The 16,727-nt window shown below is 68.7% G+C and carries 12 protein-coding genes and 1 pseudogene; 4 read left to right on the top strand and 9 right to left on the bottom strand.

Translation table 11 applies throughout. The features are described 5' to 3' along the window. Window positions 1–92: 92 nt before the first annotated feature. Complete coding sequence (locus ACN28I_RS41760) at window positions 93–1,862, bottom strand: Ig-like domain-containing protein (protein WP_420947456.1); 1,770 nt, start codon at window positions 1,860–1,862, stop codon at window positions 93–95. Continuing rightward, window positions 1,859–3,160 carry an MFS transporter gene (locus tag ACN28I_RS41765; protein WP_420947457.1) on the bottom strand — a complete coding sequence of 434 codons (1,302 nt, stop codon included), beginning with the start codon at window positions 3,158–3,160 and terminating at the stop codon, window positions 1,859–1,861. Before ACN28I_RS41765 ends, ACN28I_RS41760 begins: the two co-directional genes overlap by 4 nt. Window positions 3,161–3,578: 418 nt before the next feature. Between ACN28I_RS41765 and ACN28I_RS41770 the strand changes: the two genes are divergently transcribed. Continuing rightward, entirely contained in the window at window positions 3,579–5,291 is a 1,713-nt protein-coding gene (locus ACN28I_RS41770) for a two-component system sensor histidine kinase NtrB (RefSeq protein ID WP_420947458.1), read from the top strand. Window positions 5,292–5,340: 49 nt separating this feature from the next. Further along, complete coding sequence (locus ACN28I_RS41775) at window positions 5,341–5,790, top strand: hypothetical protein (protein ID WP_420947459.1); 450 nt, start codon at window positions 5,341–5,343, stop codon at window positions 5,788–5,790. Here ACN28I_RS41775 and ACN28I_RS41780 read toward each other — a convergent pair. The 4 genes from ACN28I_RS41780 to ACN28I_RS41795 form a co-directional block, all read right to left on the bottom strand. Next, complete coding sequence (locus tag ACN28I_RS41780) at window positions 5,787–6,818, bottom strand: hypothetical protein (protein ID WP_420947460.1); 1,032 nt, start codon at window positions 6,816–6,818, stop codon at window positions 5,787–5,789. The genes ACN28I_RS41775 and ACN28I_RS41780 overlap by 4 nt on opposite strands. A 45-nt stretch (window positions 6,819–6,863) precedes the next feature. Next, window positions 6,864–7,358, bottom strand: coding sequence for a hypothetical protein (locus ACN28I_RS41785; protein WP_420947461.1), 495 nt, complete (start codon window positions 7,356–7,358; stop codon window positions 6,864–6,866). Between the two features lie 80 nt (window positions 7,359–7,438). After that, the gene (locus tag ACN28I_RS41790; RefSeq protein ID WP_420947462.1) at window positions 7,439–11,290 is read right to left on the bottom strand and encodes a serine/threonine-protein kinase PknK; all 3,852 of its coding nucleotides are present in this window, start codon (window positions 11,288–11,290) and stop codon (window positions 7,439–7,441) included. 103 nt (window positions 11,291–11,393) lie between these two features. Then, window positions 11,394–12,890 (bottom strand): hypothetical protein, encoded by a 1,497-nt coding sequence (locus ACN28I_RS41795; protein WP_420947463.1) that lies wholly within the window; start codon window positions 12,888–12,890, stop codon window positions 11,394–11,396. Window positions 12,891–13,144: 254 nt separating this feature from the next. Here ACN28I_RS41795 and ACN28I_RS41800 point away from each other — a divergent pair, with 254 nt between their 5' ends. Both ACN28I_RS41800 and ACN28I_RS41805 read left to right on the top strand, forming a co-directional pair. Next, entirely contained in the window at window positions 13,145–13,681 is a 537-nt protein-coding gene (locus ACN28I_RS41800; RefSeq protein ID WP_420947464.1) for a hypothetical protein, read from the top strand. Window positions 13,682–13,691: 10 nt separating this feature from the next. Beyond that, complete coding sequence (locus ACN28I_RS41805; protein ID WP_420947465.1) at window positions 13,692–14,090, top strand: hypothetical protein; 399 nt, start codon at window positions 13,692–13,694, stop codon at window positions 14,088–14,090. Between the two features lie 4 nt (window positions 14,091–14,094). Here the strand turns inward: ACN28I_RS41805 and ACN28I_RS41810 are convergent. The 3 genes and pseudogenes from ACN28I_RS41810 to ACN28I_RS41820 all read right to left on the bottom strand — a co-directional run bounded on the left by ACN28I_RS41810 (window position 14,095) and on the right by ACN28I_RS41820 (window position 16,689). Continuing rightward, a pseudogene (locus ACN28I_RS41810) lies at window positions 14,095–14,621 on the bottom strand (GDYXXLXY domain-containing protein). Continuing rightward, window positions 14,621–15,694 carry a DUF4401 domain-containing protein gene (locus ACN28I_RS41815; protein WP_420947466.1) on the bottom strand — a complete coding sequence of 358 codons (1,074 nt, stop codon included), beginning with the start codon at window positions 15,692–15,694 and terminating at the stop codon, window positions 14,621–14,623. The pseudogene ACN28I_RS41810 and the gene ACN28I_RS41815 overlap by 1 nt, the downstream one beginning before the upstream one ends. A gap of 2 nt (window positions 15,695–15,696) precedes the next feature. After that, on the bottom strand, window positions 15,697–16,689 hold the full coding sequence (locus ACN28I_RS41820; protein ID WP_420947467.1) for a DUF2157 domain-containing protein: 993 nt from the start codon (window positions 16,687–16,689) through the stop codon (window positions 15,697–15,699). Window positions 16,690–16,727: the final 38 nt, after the last annotated feature.

Here is a 16,727-nt window from a genome sequence, read left to right on the forward strand (position 1 = left end):
TTGGAAGTGGAGGTTGCTACGTTGAAAGGATTATCGAAGGCCGCGGTTGGAAGTTGCCGGTGGCCGGATTTTTCCTGAAAAGCCCTGTAGAATCAGGGCTTTACCGGGTTCCGACCCTTTTTCACCGCGTCCTCGAGGCCCGGATCGGCCTTGGGTTTCACGGCCTCGCCGCCCTGGGAGGCCAGATCCACGGTCTTCTTGCGGGCATCCTCGAAACCGCTGGGGGCCTGGCCGGCCTTGAAGGCCTCGACGCTGGCGCGCACGTTGGCCTCGAGGGCCTCGGCGGTGGGCGGCTCGACGCCCATCTTCCTCAGGTTCTCGTCGCTGACGACGAGGAACGCGGGCTCCACGCCCGGGTTGTTCATGTAGTACCCGACGGTGTTGACGAACACCTCGAGGTCCATCTCGAGTTCCGCGGCCATCTTCGCCACGTTCGGGTCCGCGAGGATCTTCGCTCGCAGCTCAGCGGAGATCGGTGGGGGGGCGTCGAGTTGCTCTACATCGGTGCCGTTGGTGCCGTTGCTCATTCGAACCTCGGGGGGTGATGTGTGGCCCGGACAGTAGTGGCGTCGTCCCTCCGTTGTCGATGGGGCTAGTTGTCGAGAGCGCCCGCGAGGATCCACGAGCGGATCTGGGTGAGCTTCTCCCGGGTGGAGGTCGAAATAGTCGGGATTGCCCAGGGGCATCCGGCGGCCGCACCCCTCGGCGCTGATGCGCGACACCAGCAGGGACTCGTCGGGGCTGCCGGGCGTGACCCGGGGGCCCGCGGCACACGGCCCCACTCCCGGCGCCATCAGCGAGGCGTGGGACTTGCCCGCCTGCAGGTTCAGTCCCTCGGCGCCATGCTCGTTGTGGCAGTCCGCGCAGCTCGCGCTCCAGAGGGGCTCGATGTCCCGGGCATACGAGGGAACACCGACCTGCACGTTCACGGAGCGGGTCTCCGCTCGGGAGCCATCGGACACGGTGACCTTCAGGGTATAGGCGGCGGGCCGGGCGAGTTCCCCCGAGCGCCACTCGGCGGAGGCCTGGTTCGGGCGGGTGAAGCTCCCCGTTCCGGGCGGCTCCGTCGTCCAGGAATAGGTGAGCGGATCTCCATCCGGATCCCTCGCGGAGATGTAGAGGGGGAGGGACTTGCCCGCGACGAGCCCCTGCGGATCCACGCTGATGTCCGCGTCCACGAAGGGCGCTTGATTGAGGGCGGGGACGTTCACCACGGTGACCGGCACCGTGCCCTGGGCCGAGCCCCCCTTGCCGTCCGAGACCGTCACCTTCAGGAGGAAGGTCGTGTCGCTCGAGAGCAACGGCGCGGTCCACGAGGGGGCGGAGTGGGTTCCCTCGGCGAACGTTCCCAGGGGCGTGAACGGGCTCTGGGTCCAGGAATAGGTGAGCGGGTCACCATCGGCATCCGTGGCCGTGACCGAGAGGCTCGCGCTGGAGCCCTCGTCGAGGGTCGTGTGCGTCGTGGTCACCGCCCCGAGCGTGGGGGCGCGGTTGGGCGGCAGGAGGGTGAAGGAGACGGGGGCGGAGAGGGTGCTGTTGCCCGCGGCGTCCTGGGCCTTCACGGTGAGCTGGTGGCTCCCCGGGGGGGTGGTGGATGGGGCCCAGGTGCACGAGAAGGTCGAGCCGGAGCGCCGCGCGAGGTCGTCCACGCACACCGGCGAGCCGGAGACGGAGAACTCCACCCGGGCCACCATGCCCGAGTTGTCCTCGGCGGTGGCCCGGAGGAGCCGCGAGCCCGAGACGCGCTCTCCCTCCGTCACGCCTTCCACCAGCCGGACATTCACCGGCGCAACGGAGTCCGCATCCCCCCCACACCCCATCCCCAATCCAAGACATCCCACGACGAGCCGAAGTGTCTTCATGGGGCGACTATCGCATGCCTCGCAACTCTCGCCGCGAGGGAGGTCCCGTCTAGGTGGCCTGCTGCGGCCGTCGGAGAAACAGCACGCCCGCCACCGTCACGAAGGCCAGGGCGGACAGCGAGAGCGAGATGTGGATGTTGGTCACGCTCCCCAGCAGCCCCACGGTCACGCCGCTGAACGCCCGCAGGCCCATGGCCGACATGGTGAAGAGCCCCAGGACGCGGCCTCGGATGTGGTCCGGCGCATTCAGTTGCACGAGCGCCTGGGTCATGCTGCTGAAGGAGAAGCTCGAGGAACCCGGCCAGGAAGAGCACGCAGATCGCCGCCGGATACCAGTCCATGAATGAGAACGTGAAGAGCGAGCATCCCCACAGGAATGCAAGTCTCAACGCGGAAGCGGGCGACATCCGCAGCCAGGTCCCGCGCATTTCGAGCAGGACGCCCGCGAGCAGCGCACCGGCCGCATCCGCTGCCAGCAGGAGCGTATAGGCCAGGCCGGGGTCTCCATGGCCCAGATCATGGGCGAAGCCCGGCATCTGCGCATGGTAGCTGTTGCCGATGAAGAAGGAGGCCGCCCCCGCCAGCAACACCATGGCCGCGACCACGGGCAACCCTCGCACGTCGCGGACGGTCTGGAGGATGTCGGAGAAGCCCCGGACGGCACGTTTGGGGCCCGCCGCCGCCCCGCGAAAGTGCCGGCCATAGGGGGCTCTCACCAGCCAGAGCAGGAGGGGCAGATAGAACAGCGTGTTGACGAAGATGCCCCAGGTCGGCCCGAGCGTCCGCATGATGAGGCTGCCCACCCCGGGGCCCACCAGGACTCCGAGGTAACGGGCCGTCGCGTTCAGCCGCACCGCGCTGGCCAGGGAGCCCGGGCCCACGATGTCGTAGAGCAACATCTGGCTGGAGGTGCCCCAAAGGACACCCGCGCAGCCGTGGATCGTGAGGAGGACCATCGCGTGCCACACCTGCAAGGAGTCCGTGACGAAGAAGTATCCCCACCCCACGGAGGCGGTGATGAAGAGCACCATGCCGGCCTGGATGAGGCGCCTGGAATCGAACCGGTCATTGAGCGCGCCCACCGGCACCGAGAACACCAGGAAGGGCAGCCAGTGGGACACCACCGCGAACCCACCCAGCGCCGCCGAGTGGAACTTCTGGAACGCCACCCAGTAGCTGATCACGTGCTCGATGTTGTCGGCCATCATCGCCAACATGAACGTGATGAGAAAGGTCCGGTAGCCAGGGACGCGGAGCGCGCTCGATTCAGCGGGGGGGGAGGCCACGGTGGAGGTCATGGATGTTCACGCGCAGGGCAGTGGGTGGCCCACCGTACATCAGGCGCTCAGGAGATGGCGGCGAGCAGCCTGTCGAGTGCGGCGTAGCTCTCGTCGAGGTCCCATTCCCGGGCTCGGCATTCCGTCCCGCTCCTCCGGCGTGTGGAAGAGGGACGTGCTGACGGCCCGGGTGCGGCCGCCGTCGAGCGGAGCCCGGGCTGGAAGTGTGTTCAGATCAGGCCATGCGCTCCTCTCCCGAGCCAACCGAACCGTCCTCCACGAGCACCGGCTCGCGTGTCTGGATCCTCCAGCGGCTGGATGCCCTGCTGTCGGAGCCCCTGCGGAGGGCGTCCCCGTCGGGCTCGTCCGCTTCCGGATCCTGGTCGGTGCCGCCGGCTTCCTGTTTGCGTTCAACGCCCTCTTCACGGTGTGGTCGCTCGTGCTGGGCCTGCCTCCCTATCCCAGCATCATCGCCAGCCTGCTCTATCTGGGGTCGCTGGTCCTGGTGCGCAGGTCCACCACCCCCGGCCCCGCCACGATGCTCATGCTGACGACCATGGTCCTCGTCATCCTGGGGACCGCCATGCAATACAGGCTCCCCTACTTCGGCATGCATGCGCTGGCCATGCTGATTCCCGCGCTGGCCGTCTTCCTGGCGGGCGCACGGGTCGGGCTGTTCGTCACCCTCCTGCTGATCGCGACGCTCAGCCTGGGCTACCCGCTCTACCTCTCGCGAGTCGGCATCGATCCCGCGTCCCTCTCCCCGGCCTATCTCAACTTCTCCTACTTCTTCGCGGGCGTGGCCTTTCTGGGGGCCTGGGGGCTGGGGTCGTTGCACAACACCACGCGGGACTCGGCCCAGGCCTCGCTCGAGCAGACGCTGAAGGCGCTGCGCGAAAGCGAGACCCGATTGAGCAGCGTCCTGGAGAGCACGGACGATCTCGTGGTCTCGATCGATATGGAGGGAAACCTGCTCACCGCCAACTCCGCGGCGAGACAGTTCCACCGCCGGTGCTATGGCAAGGAGCCCGTGGTGGGGCAACTCTTCGGGACCAGCCAGCCAGCGCGTCCCGAGGTCTGGGGACCGGCGCTGGCCAGGGTGCGAGCCGGCCAGCGTGCGAGGTTCGAGGATGAGTACGAGCTGGAGGGCGTACGGCACCTCCTGGATGTCCACATCAGCCCGCTGTTCGGCCCGGAGGGACGCGCGGTGGGAATGACGCTCTTCGGCCGGGACATCACCGCCCGCCGGGAGGACGAGGTGCGGCTGAGCGAGATGCACCGCGCCCTGGTGGAAACCTCCCGGCAGGCCGGCATGGCGGAGGTCTCCACCGGCGTGCTCCACAACGTGGGCAATACGCTCAACAGCGTCAACATCTCCACCAGCGTCATCACCGAGCGGCTCCGCAAGTCCCGGGTCTCCGGACTGGCCAAGGCCACCGAGCTCCTGAGCGAGCACACCGCCGACCTGGCCTCCTTCCTCACCCAGGACCTCCAGGGGCAGAAGCTTCCGGCCTATCTCATCGCCGTGTCCCGTCAGCTCCAGGAGGAGCGGGAGGGCCTTCTCCAGGAGATGCACGCGCTGGGAGAGAGCGTGGAGCACATCAACTCCATCATCGCCATGCAGCAGATGCATGCGCGAGCCGCGGGCGTGGTGGAGCAGGTGGCCCTCCCCCAGCTCTTCGACGAGGCGTTGCGCCTGATCGCCGGCTCCTTCGAGAAGCAGGGCATCCGTATCGAGCGCGACTATGCCCCCGTGCCGCCCATTTCCGTGGATCGCCACAAGCTGTTGCAAATCCTCATCAACCTGCTGAGCAATGCGCGGCATGCGCTGGTGGACAGCGCGAAGGAAGACAAGTGGATGCGCCTCCGCATCCGGCCGGCACCTGACGGGACAGGGGCCCTCATCGAGGTGACCGACAACGGCGTGGGGATCGCCCCGGAGACACTGCCACGCCTCTTCATGCAAGGCTTCACCACCCGGAAGACAGGCCACGGTTTCGGTCTGCACATCAGCGCCCTGTCCGCCGCGGAAATGAAGGGGCGGCTGACGTGCTCCAGTCCCGGCCTCGGACAGGGCGCCACCTTCACCCTCGAGCTTCCCCACGGAGGGAAACGAGTCTCCAGCGTGAGCACACGGGAATCGCTCCGGTAGGGACTCAACCGGTTATCATCGGCCCGAGACAGGAACGGAGGGGCAACACATGGGCATCACCAAGGACACTTCCGAGAGCGTGGCACCTGGGCCGGCTCCGCAGCTCGCGGCACCGGCCCCGGAGGAGTACGGCGACAACAGCCTCGTCGTGCCGAGCAACTGGACGGTGACCTTCGTGCAGGGCCAGCTCGCGGTCTCCTGCACGGTGACACCGAAGAACCCGGAGACGGACGCCGTCACGAACCTGTACGTGGGAATCACCAACCCCGGCGATTCGTCCAGGTTCTACTGCTCCGGTTCGGTCACCGCGGTGGGAGGGAGCACGCCTCCGGGCAACGGCATGACCGGGTTCTCCCAGACGTTCCTGTTCGATCCCAAGACCCACGGGAGCACCGTGCGCTCGATCGTCTTCGGCTACGTCCAGACCAGCCTGGGCTCGAGCTGCTTCATGCTGCAGCAGCTCTTCACCGTGGGGACGTCCGGGAAGCCCAGGGGCTAGACGTCGCTCCAGAGCGAGAAGCGGCACTCGAAGTAGGGATACACCTTCACCGAGACCGGAGCGTCCGGACGGACCACCAGCTTCGCGCCGATGGTCCGGCACAGGTTGCTCGGCCAGCGGTGGCCCGTGAGCGGGACGCGCTCGCGCCCGGGCCACTGGAGGATGGCCTCGCGCTTCTCGGGCGTGCACAGCCCGGCGTCCACCATCCGCTGGAGGAACTCCTTCGCCCATGGCTCGTGCGGCTTCTCGGGGAAGGGGAGCGCCAGGCCGATGGTGGGGCCCACGCTCTCCCCCACGTCCAGGTTCACCTCCGCGAAGTGCAGGTACGAGAGCCACGTCTTCGTGAGCTCCTCGACCTGCGCCCGCGAGCCCGGCCAGCCGATCCGCTCCAGGTACGCGCCGACCTCTTCCCGGGGCATGCCGATGATCATCCGCACCGCGTCCGAGCCGCGGCAGGCGAGCGAGGCCACGTGCTCCACTTCCGCGAAGTCCGGCAACTGCTCGAAGCAGCGCGACACGGTGCGCGCGATGGCCGGGCGCACCGGTCCGCCCTGGAAGGCCTCCAGCGCACGCCAGGTGAGCTGGAGCGGCTCGTCGTCCACACTCGCCCCGCTTGCCCGCCGCGAGCCGGGCGGCTTCTGTCCGAACTCGGGCTGCACACAGGCGAAGGCGAAGGGCTTGGGGAGGGCCATCGGGCCTTCCACGTCGTACTCGAGCCAGAGCACGGGTACCCGCGCCAGCGGCGACTGGGGATCCAACCACTCCCGGGAGAACGTGCGCACGCCGTCCCAGAGGGGCCCGGTGAGCTGCTCGCGCGTCTTCTCCAGCGCGTCGGCGAGGGCCTTGGGGCCGCCATCGGTCCGCATGCAGCAGACCATGTAGTCGACCCGTGGGGCGCCCGCCTCCATGCGGCATTCGAAGCAGAAGCCTCCCGAGACCTCCGGAAGCAGCCGGGCCACCTCGTTGACGTAGCCGAGCTCCGCCTCTCCGACCAGGTCCTTGGAGAGGAACGGCTTCAGGCGGCTCATCAATTCATCGATGGGGACGATCATCGGGAAGCCCTGGAGCCGCGCTCACGCGATGGTGAAGGCCTGCGGGAGCAGGCCGTAGTGCCCATCCGGGTTGACCACGGCCACGTCGTACACGCCGAGGGGCGCGTTGGAGGGGAGGTTCAGCGTGCAGTGGAGCACGGAGCCGCGGCCACCGGGGTTCTCCACGCTCTGGGTCACCGCGGGCAGATCCACGCCGCTCAGCTTGACGGCGGCGAACGCGCCGGTGGTGAAGAAGTCTCCCTCGACACGAAGCTGGACGGTGTTGCCGCTCGAGCCCATGTCCGGCGTGGCCGAGTTGACCTGGACGACCGCCTTGACCCACACCACGGCGAAGAGCTCCAGGGAGGCGAGCTCCGTCTTGAGCAGCTTCATCACGGACTCGAGCTGGCCCCTGTTCAAGGCCTCCCGCTGCGCCTCGGACAGGTTGGCCTTCAGCATCGTGCCATCCGGATCCTTGCTGAACTGACGCTGCAGCTCCGGATCGCGGATCAAATCGGAAATGAAATGCAGGAGCACGGTCCCCTCCCAGCTGTGGGTTGTCCTGGGGATACCGCGAAACACGGCAGGCGTCCCGCGAAATCACGGGACGCCAGGCCTTACGCGCCGAAGCCCGGGGCCAGAACCGCGGCCCAGCGGCGCGGCTCGCGGATGTCCTCGCCTCGCAGGACCGTGGTGGCGCGGGTGACGAGCTCCTTGCCCGCCTCGCCTCCCACCAGCTCTCCCTTCCAGAAGCGGGCGCTGGCGGCGAGCGTGGGCATTCCCGCCGCGTCGTAGCCGTCGATGGCCGCCGACAGGTGCGTGAGCGCCTGCTCGGGCTGGTCACTCAGCCGGGCCGCTCCCGCCTGGAGCAGGTGCACCAGGGACGGGGTGTCGCGCCGGATCTCCTGGGCGAGCAGGGCGATGTCCTTTCGCGCGCTCCGCACGAGCTCCTCGCGCCGCTGGGGCTCCCGCTCCGCCAGGGCCAGGGAGATGCGCGCGCGCAGCCCGTACAGCTCGAAGCGGCCGAGCTGCCCGCGCAGCCACTGTCCGGCCACCAGCGAGGGCCACGCCTTCTCCAGCCGTACCCGGGACTCCTCCAGCTTGCCCTCGTACAGCTCCGCCAGCGTCTCGCGCAGCACGTGCCAGCCGTGCTGGATGGCGCCGAGCCGGCTCCAACCGGCCATCATCTCCGTCATGAGCTGGCGGGCCTCGTCCGTCTGGCCCTGGGAGATGAGGCACAGCGCCGTGGAGAAGGACGCGGTGACGCGGGAGAACAGGTCGCCCACCTCGTTGGCCACCCGGAACCACTCCGAGGCGCGTTGCCCCAGCTCGCGCAGGCCGTGCGTGGTCTGCAACACCAGACACGCCTGGGTGCGCCCGACGTTGGTCTCCCAGATGACGTCCACGCCGTGCTCCTGCAGCAGCCCCATGCCGTGGTCCGCCTCCGCCAGGGCGGTGCGCCACTCGCCGAGCACGTACGAGCGCGTGCTCTGGTACGTCTCCGCGAAGCCGATGAGGGCGGAGTCCTTCAACTCCTGGGCGAGCGCCTTGCCCTGCTCCAGATAGCGCGAGCCCCGCTCCACCGAGCCCCGCGTGCCCTGGAAGAGCCACAAGGCCCCGAAGGCGGTCAGCGCGCGCGACGCCCGGGCGGGGTCTCCGGACTCCAGCGCCAGCCGCAGGCTCTGAATCTGGAAGCCCATGGCGCGCAGCGATTCGATGCTCGCCAGGGACTTGCCCAGTGCCCACGTCATGTCCGTGCGCGCGCGCAGCTCGGCGGGGACGGAGTCCGGCCGCTTGCGCAGCTTCGCGCCGCCCGCCATCAAGCGGACCATGTTCCACGCCACGCCGCCGAGCGTCACGGCGGTGGAGTCGGAGTAGGAGAGGCCCACCCGCGTCAGCACGGGCTTCACCAGCGTCAGCCCCTCGTCGATCCGGCCGCTGAGCATCAGGCTCTCGATGGCCCGGCGCCGCAGGTCCAACCCGTGCTCCTCGGGCCCCTCCTCGGCCACCTGGAGGAAGAGCGGTCCCGCCTCGCCACCCCGGCCCGCGTTGGCGAGCGCCTCGGCGCGGCGCAGCCGGAGCATGCGCGGCTCGGGCAGGGCGGAGTCCGTTGCGCCGCCACTCCACTCGAGCGCGGAGCCGAAGAGGTCCGCGGCCCGGTGGAACGCGAGGGCCTTCGCGGCCCGCTCCGCAGCGAGCACGGCCTGCACGGCCGCCTTGCGCAGCTCTCCCGCGCCATGCAGGTGCAGCGCGAGCCGCTCGGGATCCGGCTCGGGCCGCGCCTCCAACACCTCGGCCAGCCGGCGGTGGTGGCCGGCGAGCGTGGCGGGCTTCAACTGGGCCAGCACGCTCTCGCGGATGCGGTCGTGGGCCACCTCGAGCCGGGAGGAGTCCCCGGTGCGGCCCTGGAGCAGGTGTTGGGCGCGCAGGAGGACCAGCGCGGAGAGCGCGGTGTGTCCCGCCTGGGCCGCCTCGAGCACCACCGTCTCCTCGGTGGGCCGTCCGGACACCGCCGCCACTTCCAGCAGACGGCGGGCGCCCTCGGGGAGCTGGCGGAACCGCCGCGCCAGGACGTCGCTCAGCGTGACGTGCTCCCCGGACTCCCCGGTGGCGGGGCCGCTGTCGGGCTCGGTGCGGGCGAGCTCCTCGATGAAGAGGGGGTTGCCCTCGGCCTCGCGGATGATGCGCTCGGCCTGGAGCCGGGCCTCGTGCGAGGAGGCTCCCATCCGGAACAGCGCCAGCCGCGTGGCCTCCTCCTCCGGGAGCGGCCCGAGCACGGCCTCGCGCGGAGTCCCCAGCACGAGGGAGTGCGCCAGGAGCCGCTCCAGCTCTTGCAGGAAGGGATTGCCCTGGGCTTCACCGCTCCGGTAGCTCGCCACCAGCAGGAAGGTGGGCATGTCGGGCGGCGAGAGCAGCTCGGCCATCAGCCGCGCGCTGTCCACGTCACCCCATTGCAGGTCGTCCAGGCAGAGCACGAGCGGCCCCCGCCCGGCGATGCGCCGCAGCAGTTCCTTGAGGACGGTGGCCACGTGCCAGCGGGCCTGGAGGGGATCCTGCGGTTCGGCCTGGCCGGGCGTGGGGGCGAGGCGCTCGGCCACCACCCGGAGGATGGGAAACACCGGCAGCAGCTCGTGGAAACGCTCCGGAAGCAGGGCCTTCGCCTCCTCGGGCGGGAGCCGCAGCAGGTAGCGCACGAGGGAGTCGAACAGGCTGTCCAGGGCCTTGTACGGCACGGACTCGCGCTCGTAGCACCGGCCCAGGAGGGCCACGGCGCCCCGCCGGTGGAGCGAGTCCACGAAGTGGCGCAGCAGCGTGCTCTTGCCCATGCCGGGCTTGCCGTGCAGGTACACGATGCCGGGCTTTCCCGCCGTGGTCTGCTGGAAGGCCTCCTCCAGCACCGCCAGCTCCGCCTCGCGGCCCACCAGCGAGCGTCCGCGCTCCGGCAGCGCCTCGTGCCCGCGCGAGCCGGCGGCGTCACCCTTCGGCGCGAAGCAGGCGAGGATCTCCTCGAAACCGGGCCGGCGGGAGGGATCCGGCTCCAGCATGCGCATGCACAGGTCCGAGAGATCCTTCGGAATGCCCTGCATCACCTGGGGCAGGGGCACGGGTCCCTGGCGTTGCAGCTCGCGCCGCTCGGAGGAGTTTCCGTAGAAGGGGCGGATGCCGCTGAGGGCCTCGTAGAGCATCACGCCGACGCTGTACCAGTCGGTGGCCTCGGAGATGCCCTCGCCGGACCACTGCTCGGGCGCCATGTACGAGGGCGAGCCGGCGATTCCCTCGGGGGTCTGGTCCTGGGGCGCGGGAGCCAGCTCCTTGGCGAGCCCGAAGTCGAGCACCACGACGCGGCCGGTGGGGGTGACCAGGACGTTGGTGGGCTTGAGGTCGCGGTGGACGATGCCGGCGGAGTGGAGGGCCCGGACGCCCTGGGCCAGGTTGTAGAAGGCGGCGCGCAGCCGCTCCGGGTCCACGACGAAGGGCGAGGCGGTGGGCCAGGCCTCGCGGGGGATGGGAAATTCCCCCGAGCGGACCGTGGGGGAGAGGGTGGCCGTCGCGTCGTGGGGATTGCTCGCGCCCGAGCCGGTGCCGGCCGGTGGCAGGCTGGGGAGCACCGTCTCGGTCCGGTCGTGGGGCGATTCACTCAGGGACAGGGAGGCGCTCATGGAGCGCACGTACGAGGTGAAGTGCGCGCCCTCGACGTACTCCATGGTGAAGAACCACTGGTTGCCCTCCGAGTGCAGCTCGTAGAGGGTGACGAGGTTGGGGTGGACGAGATCCCCCAACAGCCGGAACTCCTGCTTGAAGCGGTACAGCGCGATGGGCCGGGGCTCGTGCAGGAGCTTGAGGGCCACCACCGTGTTGTAGTGGGTGTCGAAGACTTCGTAGACGTGGCCGAACGAACCCTGGCCAAGAGGCCGGCGGACCTGGAAGCGCTCGTTGCCGATGAAGCCGGCTGGTGCGGGGACCCTCACGTTCCATTCCTTTCACGGACGCGGCCCTCCGGGGGGAGGAACCGCTGACGCCTCGTGTCAAGAAAGGATTATCGGCAAGAGTCAGGCGATTGTGAAGCCGCCCTCAGGGTTCCGCCGCGGCCTGGCCCTGCTTCGTCCGGTTCATGAGATCTCGCAGGTCGATGACGGCCTTGTTCCGGCGCTCGACCGCGGGCAGCGGGGCGGCGGGCAGCGGGGCCGCGAGGCTGTCCGAGGGCTGGGCCGCGGGCGTGGCCGACGCTACCTGCGGCTGGCACGGCTCGGAGTGCCGCGGGTATGCGCCGAGCGGGAGGAACCACACGAAGTCATACTGGTGGTTGTTCGACACACTGTGGCAGCCCATGCACGAGGTGGCGGTGGAGTCCTGGACCCAGGTCTCGGTCGCCACGTTGGCGGTATTCGTCTGGGGCTGGGGTTGAGCCGTGCTCGGGAAGGTGTCCGTGGCGCCGACGGGCCACTGCGTCAGCACGAGCTGGTAGTTCTCCCAGACGGTCCCCTTCACGCCCTTGGCCTGTTGGTAGGCCTTGTTGGTCTGCTGGGTCGAGGCCGCGATCGGCCGCTTGCGCACCACCTGGGTGGGCGCGGGGTGCTGTTGCGGCGGGTTGCACTGGCTGATGGGCTTGCCCATCTCCGAGAGCGGAGTCTTCGGGTCGTTGTCGTTCAACGAGTAGGGCGGGGCCGCCTGGCTGCTCTCACCCGGGAGGGCGGGCACGTTGTCGACGTGCTCGAAGGTGGACCAGACCCACTGGGGGAGCGTGGGCGTCTTGTTCACGATGTGCAGCCCGATGAGGCCGACGTCGGCCAGGGTGCACGTGCCGCTCACGGGATCGAGCACCTTCGCCTGGGTGATGTAGTAGCGCTTGCGCTGCTTGTCGGGCACGCCCGTCATCACACGCCAGGAGGCCTTGACCTCCACCGAGCCGCTCGGGAACTTCAGCGGAGGGTTGGCCGAGCCATTTCCGGGGAGGTTCTTCACCAGGTACAGCGGCCCGGGATGGGAGCCGCCGGGGTTGGTGATGTACTTGTACTCGGCCTGGTTCACCCGGGTTTCGTAGCGGACGTACTGGCCGTTCTGGCTCACGAGGGGGCCACCGCTCTCCGTCATGCTCGCCTGGTTGAAGCCGTGGTACCTGGCGAACGAGCCGAGAACCTTCTGGTACGGCACGAGGGTGCCATCCCCGTCGCAGGGAGAGGGAGTCGCGAAGCTCTGCCAGTCGGCCGGGGCGGAGCCGTCGGGGAGGAACAGCTCGTAGTCGGCCTTCCACGTCTCCCAGACGCCAGGGACCGAGACATCGCCGTACTTCTTCTTGCTGTCCGGGACACCGCGAGGGAACGGCGCGCTGGTGCCGACGCGCACCGGCCAGGTGAGCGCGATGAACTCCCGCCAGGAGAAGTCATCGAAGTAGGGGAGGTTGTCCTCGGCCTTCGGAAACGGAGCGCTGACGTTGACGGGGATGTTGAGGCTGACGGTGGGCTCCGGGCGGGACGGGGCCTTGGCGCGCTGCGCGGCCGCGGCGAGTGGCCAGGCTCCACTCAGGAGACCCGTGGTGAGCAACGATGCGGTGAGCCTTCGGTAGAGCATGGAGATCAGCTAACCGGAGGGCGGCGAATCGATCAATCGGGCCCCCGTGAAAACCCGGGACGCACTGCTGGTGTGAGCAGGCGGGGGGCCTTTCCGGCTCGAGGGAAATGGTAGTGAGCCCGGTTCAGTGCAGTGCGAAGCCCACGAGGGGGTTCTCACCCCTGCACTGCAAGCACGTGACAGTGTTGATTCCGCGTCACCGTTGAGCGTTGGACCAGGCCGGAACTTCATCTGGCATCTATGCTCGGGCTGTCATGCTCGAGCCACAGGGCGCTCCGCTGAAATTCGTTCTGTTGGTCGCCAGCCTCTGGCTCGGGGCCTGCGGTACCACCCAGCCGTCTCTTCGCGCCCCGTCTCTGGCCGCAGTGCGTTCTTCGTCTACTGCTGATCCAGACGAAGCGGAGTTCACAGCCGGCGCGCCAATGAGTTCGGCGGAAGCGGGTGCCCATGAAATCGTATTCGCCTCACAGGACACGAGTGACTGCGATGCTGCGCACATCGAATGCTTCAGGGCATGTTGGAAGAAGAAGCCACCCCGTCCCTATGAATATCACAAGCGCGATCATTATCGATATTGTGAGACCAAATGCTTCAAGGAATACAGGGCATGTCTGAAGCGGAAGGAAATGCACCTTCGCGAGTTCTCCACGCTGGAACGCGCGATAGATTGGCTGAAGCGCCACGAAAAGGAGATTCTGGTTGGAACAGTGGTGGTAGTTGCCGGGATCTCCTTCATCGTGGCCACTGGAGGCTCTGGGGCGTTGATTCTGGTACCACTTGCCGCGCTCTGACGAGGATTGCGTGACGGGAACGACCGTGGATTTCGAAGTGGAAGAGGTGCTGAGAACCCTTGAGAAAGCAGTCCAGAGGTTTCCGCCAGGTTCGGCGGAACTCCATGCCATCGAGCTGTCTGCCCATGCGCTCAGCTTCCTCTTCATTACGAATCAGCTCGAGGCATTCAACGAGCATGTCAGGACCGCGCACCTTCCCGCGGAGCAAAGCATCTTCATCTCGCACGAATTCAAGGACATGCTGGAGGCGCAGTCCTGGTTGCAGGGGCAGCCAGCACCTGCTCTGGGCACTCTGGTCAAGATTGGCGGAAGAACCCACACCGTCTTCAGAAATGGAGACGGTACGTTATTGCTGGGACCTTCCTTGACCCCCCAAGAGTTGGAAGACCTGGGGGCGCCGGGGGATTAGACGGTCACGGGACCGCGCTGCCAAGCGGCTGGCGCCCGGCGTCCCGCAGGCCCACGAGCACGCTGGAGCCGTCGCCGGTCACCCGGAAGCTCGCCATACTTCGCCTGCTCGTAGCGGTCCGCGTGACCTTCCTGGAAGAAGAAGGCCTCCGCGCCCAGGCGGACGCGGCTCTGGCGCACCTTGTAGCGCAGCAGCAGCTCCCCCGGGGCGAGCGGAGTGTCGGCCACGTCGTGACGGACGAAGCGCCCCACGCCGTTCTCATCCAGCCGGAGCACGAGGCGCCCCTCTTTCGGGCCCGAGCTCGCGGCCGACGCCGTGCCCCAGCTCGTGTCGCTGGCCAGCCGGGCCTCTCGGCTGATGGCGTAGTCGAGCACCATGTAATCGCCCTGAATGAGCGAGCGGGGGTCCACCGGGGCGAAGCTCCAGCAGCACGGGCGTGCCGTGGGCCAGGACCTGCTCCTTGCGGACGACCTGCACCACGAGGGCGGCCACCACGAGAAGGAATCCACCGAAGATGACGCGGGCGCGCATCAGCGCACCTCCTCGGCCGCGGGGAAGCGGCGCAGGATGAAGAGCCGCAGGCCGAGCAGCATCAGTCCGCTGCCCAGCAGCGCGAGCGACTTGGCCAGCAGGGAGAACTGGAGGTCGTAGTAGTAGCCCACGCCGAACGCGAGGATGAAGATCACGGCCATGCCGAGCAGCACCACGCTGCGCCGGTGGAAGCCCAGCAGGAGGATGCCGATCGCCGCGATGACTCCGGGCGTCTGGAGCGTGAGGACGGCCATCAGCCCGAGCGCGGCGAAGGCCGTCACCCCCGCGGCGCCACCGGGCTCGGAGTCCGTCTCCTCCAGCACGCGCCACGTCGAGTACAGCGTCACCACGGCCAGCCCGAGCGTCAGCACCCCGGCGGGCAGCCCCGTGGCGTCCTCGCGGAAGGATCTCCCGTAGATGTCATGGAACCAGGTGCGCACCACCAGCGAGAACAGGAGCGTGGTGACGAGCCCGAAGCCCGCGGGTGAAACCAGCTCCCTCCAGCGCCCACTCTGGAGCCGGGCCTGGTGGAGGAAGAGCAGGTGCGCGAGCACGGTGAGCCCCACCAGCGTCACGTCCACCAGCACGCCCGGCGCGGTGAGGCGCAGCAGGAACAGCAGCGCGGTGCTGCCGAAGAGCGCGGACAGGAAGCGCTGGATGACATCCGGGTAGACGAAGAGGAGCACGAGCTGGAGGACGACGGTGGCGAGGGCCGCCATCTTCTCGTCCGCGAGGGCCCCCACGCCGCCGATGAAGAGGCCCTGTCCGGCCAGTCCGGTGGACAGGGCGAGCTGGGTGAGGAACACGTTGCTCCCCGCGTACCGCACCAGGACGGCGGCTCCGGTGAGGATCAGTCCCAGGACGATGGCACCCACCTCCTCGCCCACTCCGAGCACACCGATCGAAATGAAGATGATCAGGAAGATCGAGGCCAGCCAGGCCCCGAAGCCGGTGAGGACACGCACGAACCAGGGCATGCTGGCCGTGGCCTCCTGGCTGGAAGCGAGCGCGGCGCGCGCCTGCTCCTGGAGTCCGGCGGGAAGCACGTCTCGCAATGAGGGCTTGAACGCCATGGTCATGCCTCCTCCGGACCACGGGCCTCGGCGCGCAGCCACCAGACGGTGAGCCCCACCTCGCCGATGACGAGCAGGGCCATCACGAAGAAGACGCCCGCATCGAAGCGGCTCGCCTTGAAGAGGACGCGGCCGACGAGCGTGGTGACCAGCGTCATCACACTCACCGCGTCCAGGGTGAGGAGGAAGAGCTCGGAGCGCACCTGCCGGTGGAAGACGTACGCCGCGGCCATTACCAGCACGAGCAGGCCGAGCCCCACGCCGCTCGCGGTGTCCGCCTCCCGGGGCACCGCCACCAGGAGCTCCGCCAGGCCGAGCAGCGGTGCCATGGTCATCATCGCCAGCACCCGGGGCATCCACCGGCCCGTCAGCCAGGGCACGCCACGCATTGCGAGCACTTCATGCACCACCCAGGCTCCGCAGTTCACCAGCGCGAGCACCAGCATGAGCGTGGTGCCCTTGCCGTCGGCGACCTGGAACCAGAAGAGGCACAGCCCGGTGTTCACGAGCAGGAGCAGCAGCAGCCACAGGGGGCTGAAGCGGGCGAGCGCCACCCAGGGAAGGATGAGGAGGCCCCAGCCGAGGAACAGCTCATAGGGGTCCGCGCCCGTCTGATACGCCTGCCCGTAGACGGCGAGGAGCGGGCCCACGAGCACGGCGGAGAAGAGGAGGGCGAACTGTCCGGCGAGCGTCTCGCCCAGACGCCAGGCGGCGATACAGGAGGCGAGGATGGCGGCCAGCAGCAGCCCCATCTTCCCGAAGCGATGGAGGGCCGCCCAGTTGTAGGCGAAGAAGTAGATGACGCCGGAGAGCACCAGCAGCGAGCCGAAGCCCAGCAGCACGGCGGACAGGAAGCGCCGCCAGGCGGGCCGCCCGGGCGTGGCGACGGCGAGCCGCAGGGCGTGCTCCAGGCTCTGGGGCGTCAGGACACCGGCATCGGCGAGCGCGCGGAGGCGCTCGGGCGTGGCGGCGAGGTCGAGCAGATCTTGGGACACGGCGGATGACGCTAGCCTCCCGGGTCGTGTCCCCGCCA

It is taken from the genome of Archangium gephyra, from assembly GCF_049060025.1.
GTDB lineage: Bacteria > Myxococcota > Myxococcia > Myxococcales > Myxococcaceae > Archangium > Archangium gephyra_A.

Excerpts from the sequence above, each read along its gene's own strand:
- ACN28I_RS41760 (WP_420947456.1), bottom strand. The coding sequence starts at position 1,862 with ATGAAGACACTTCGGCTCGTCGTGGGATGTCTTGGATTGGGGATGGGG.
- ACN28I_RS41765 (WP_420947457.1), bottom strand. The coding sequence starts at position 3,160 with ATGACCTCCACCGTGGCCTCCCCCCCCGCTGAATCGAGCGCGCTCCGC.
- ACN28I_RS41775 (WP_420947459.1), top strand. The coding sequence starts at position 5,341 with ATGGGCATCACCAAGGACACTTCCGAGAGCGTGGCACCTGGGCCGGCT.
- ACN28I_RS41780 (WP_420947460.1), bottom strand. The coding sequence starts at position 6,818 with ATGAGCCGCCTGAAGCCGTTCCTCTCCAAGGACCTGGTCGGAGAGGCG.
- ACN28I_RS41795 (WP_420947463.1), bottom strand. The coding sequence starts at position 12,890 with ATGCTCTACCGAAGGCTCACCGCATCGTTGCTCACCACGGGTCTCCTG.
- ACN28I_RS41800 (WP_420947464.1), top strand. The coding sequence starts at position 13,145 with ATGCTCGAGCCACAGGGCGCTCCGCTGAAATTCGTTCTGTTGGTCGCC.
- ACN28I_RS41815 (WP_420947466.1), bottom strand. The coding sequence starts at position 15,694 with ATGGCGTTCAAGCCCTCATTGCGAGACGTGCTTCCCGCCGGACTCCAG.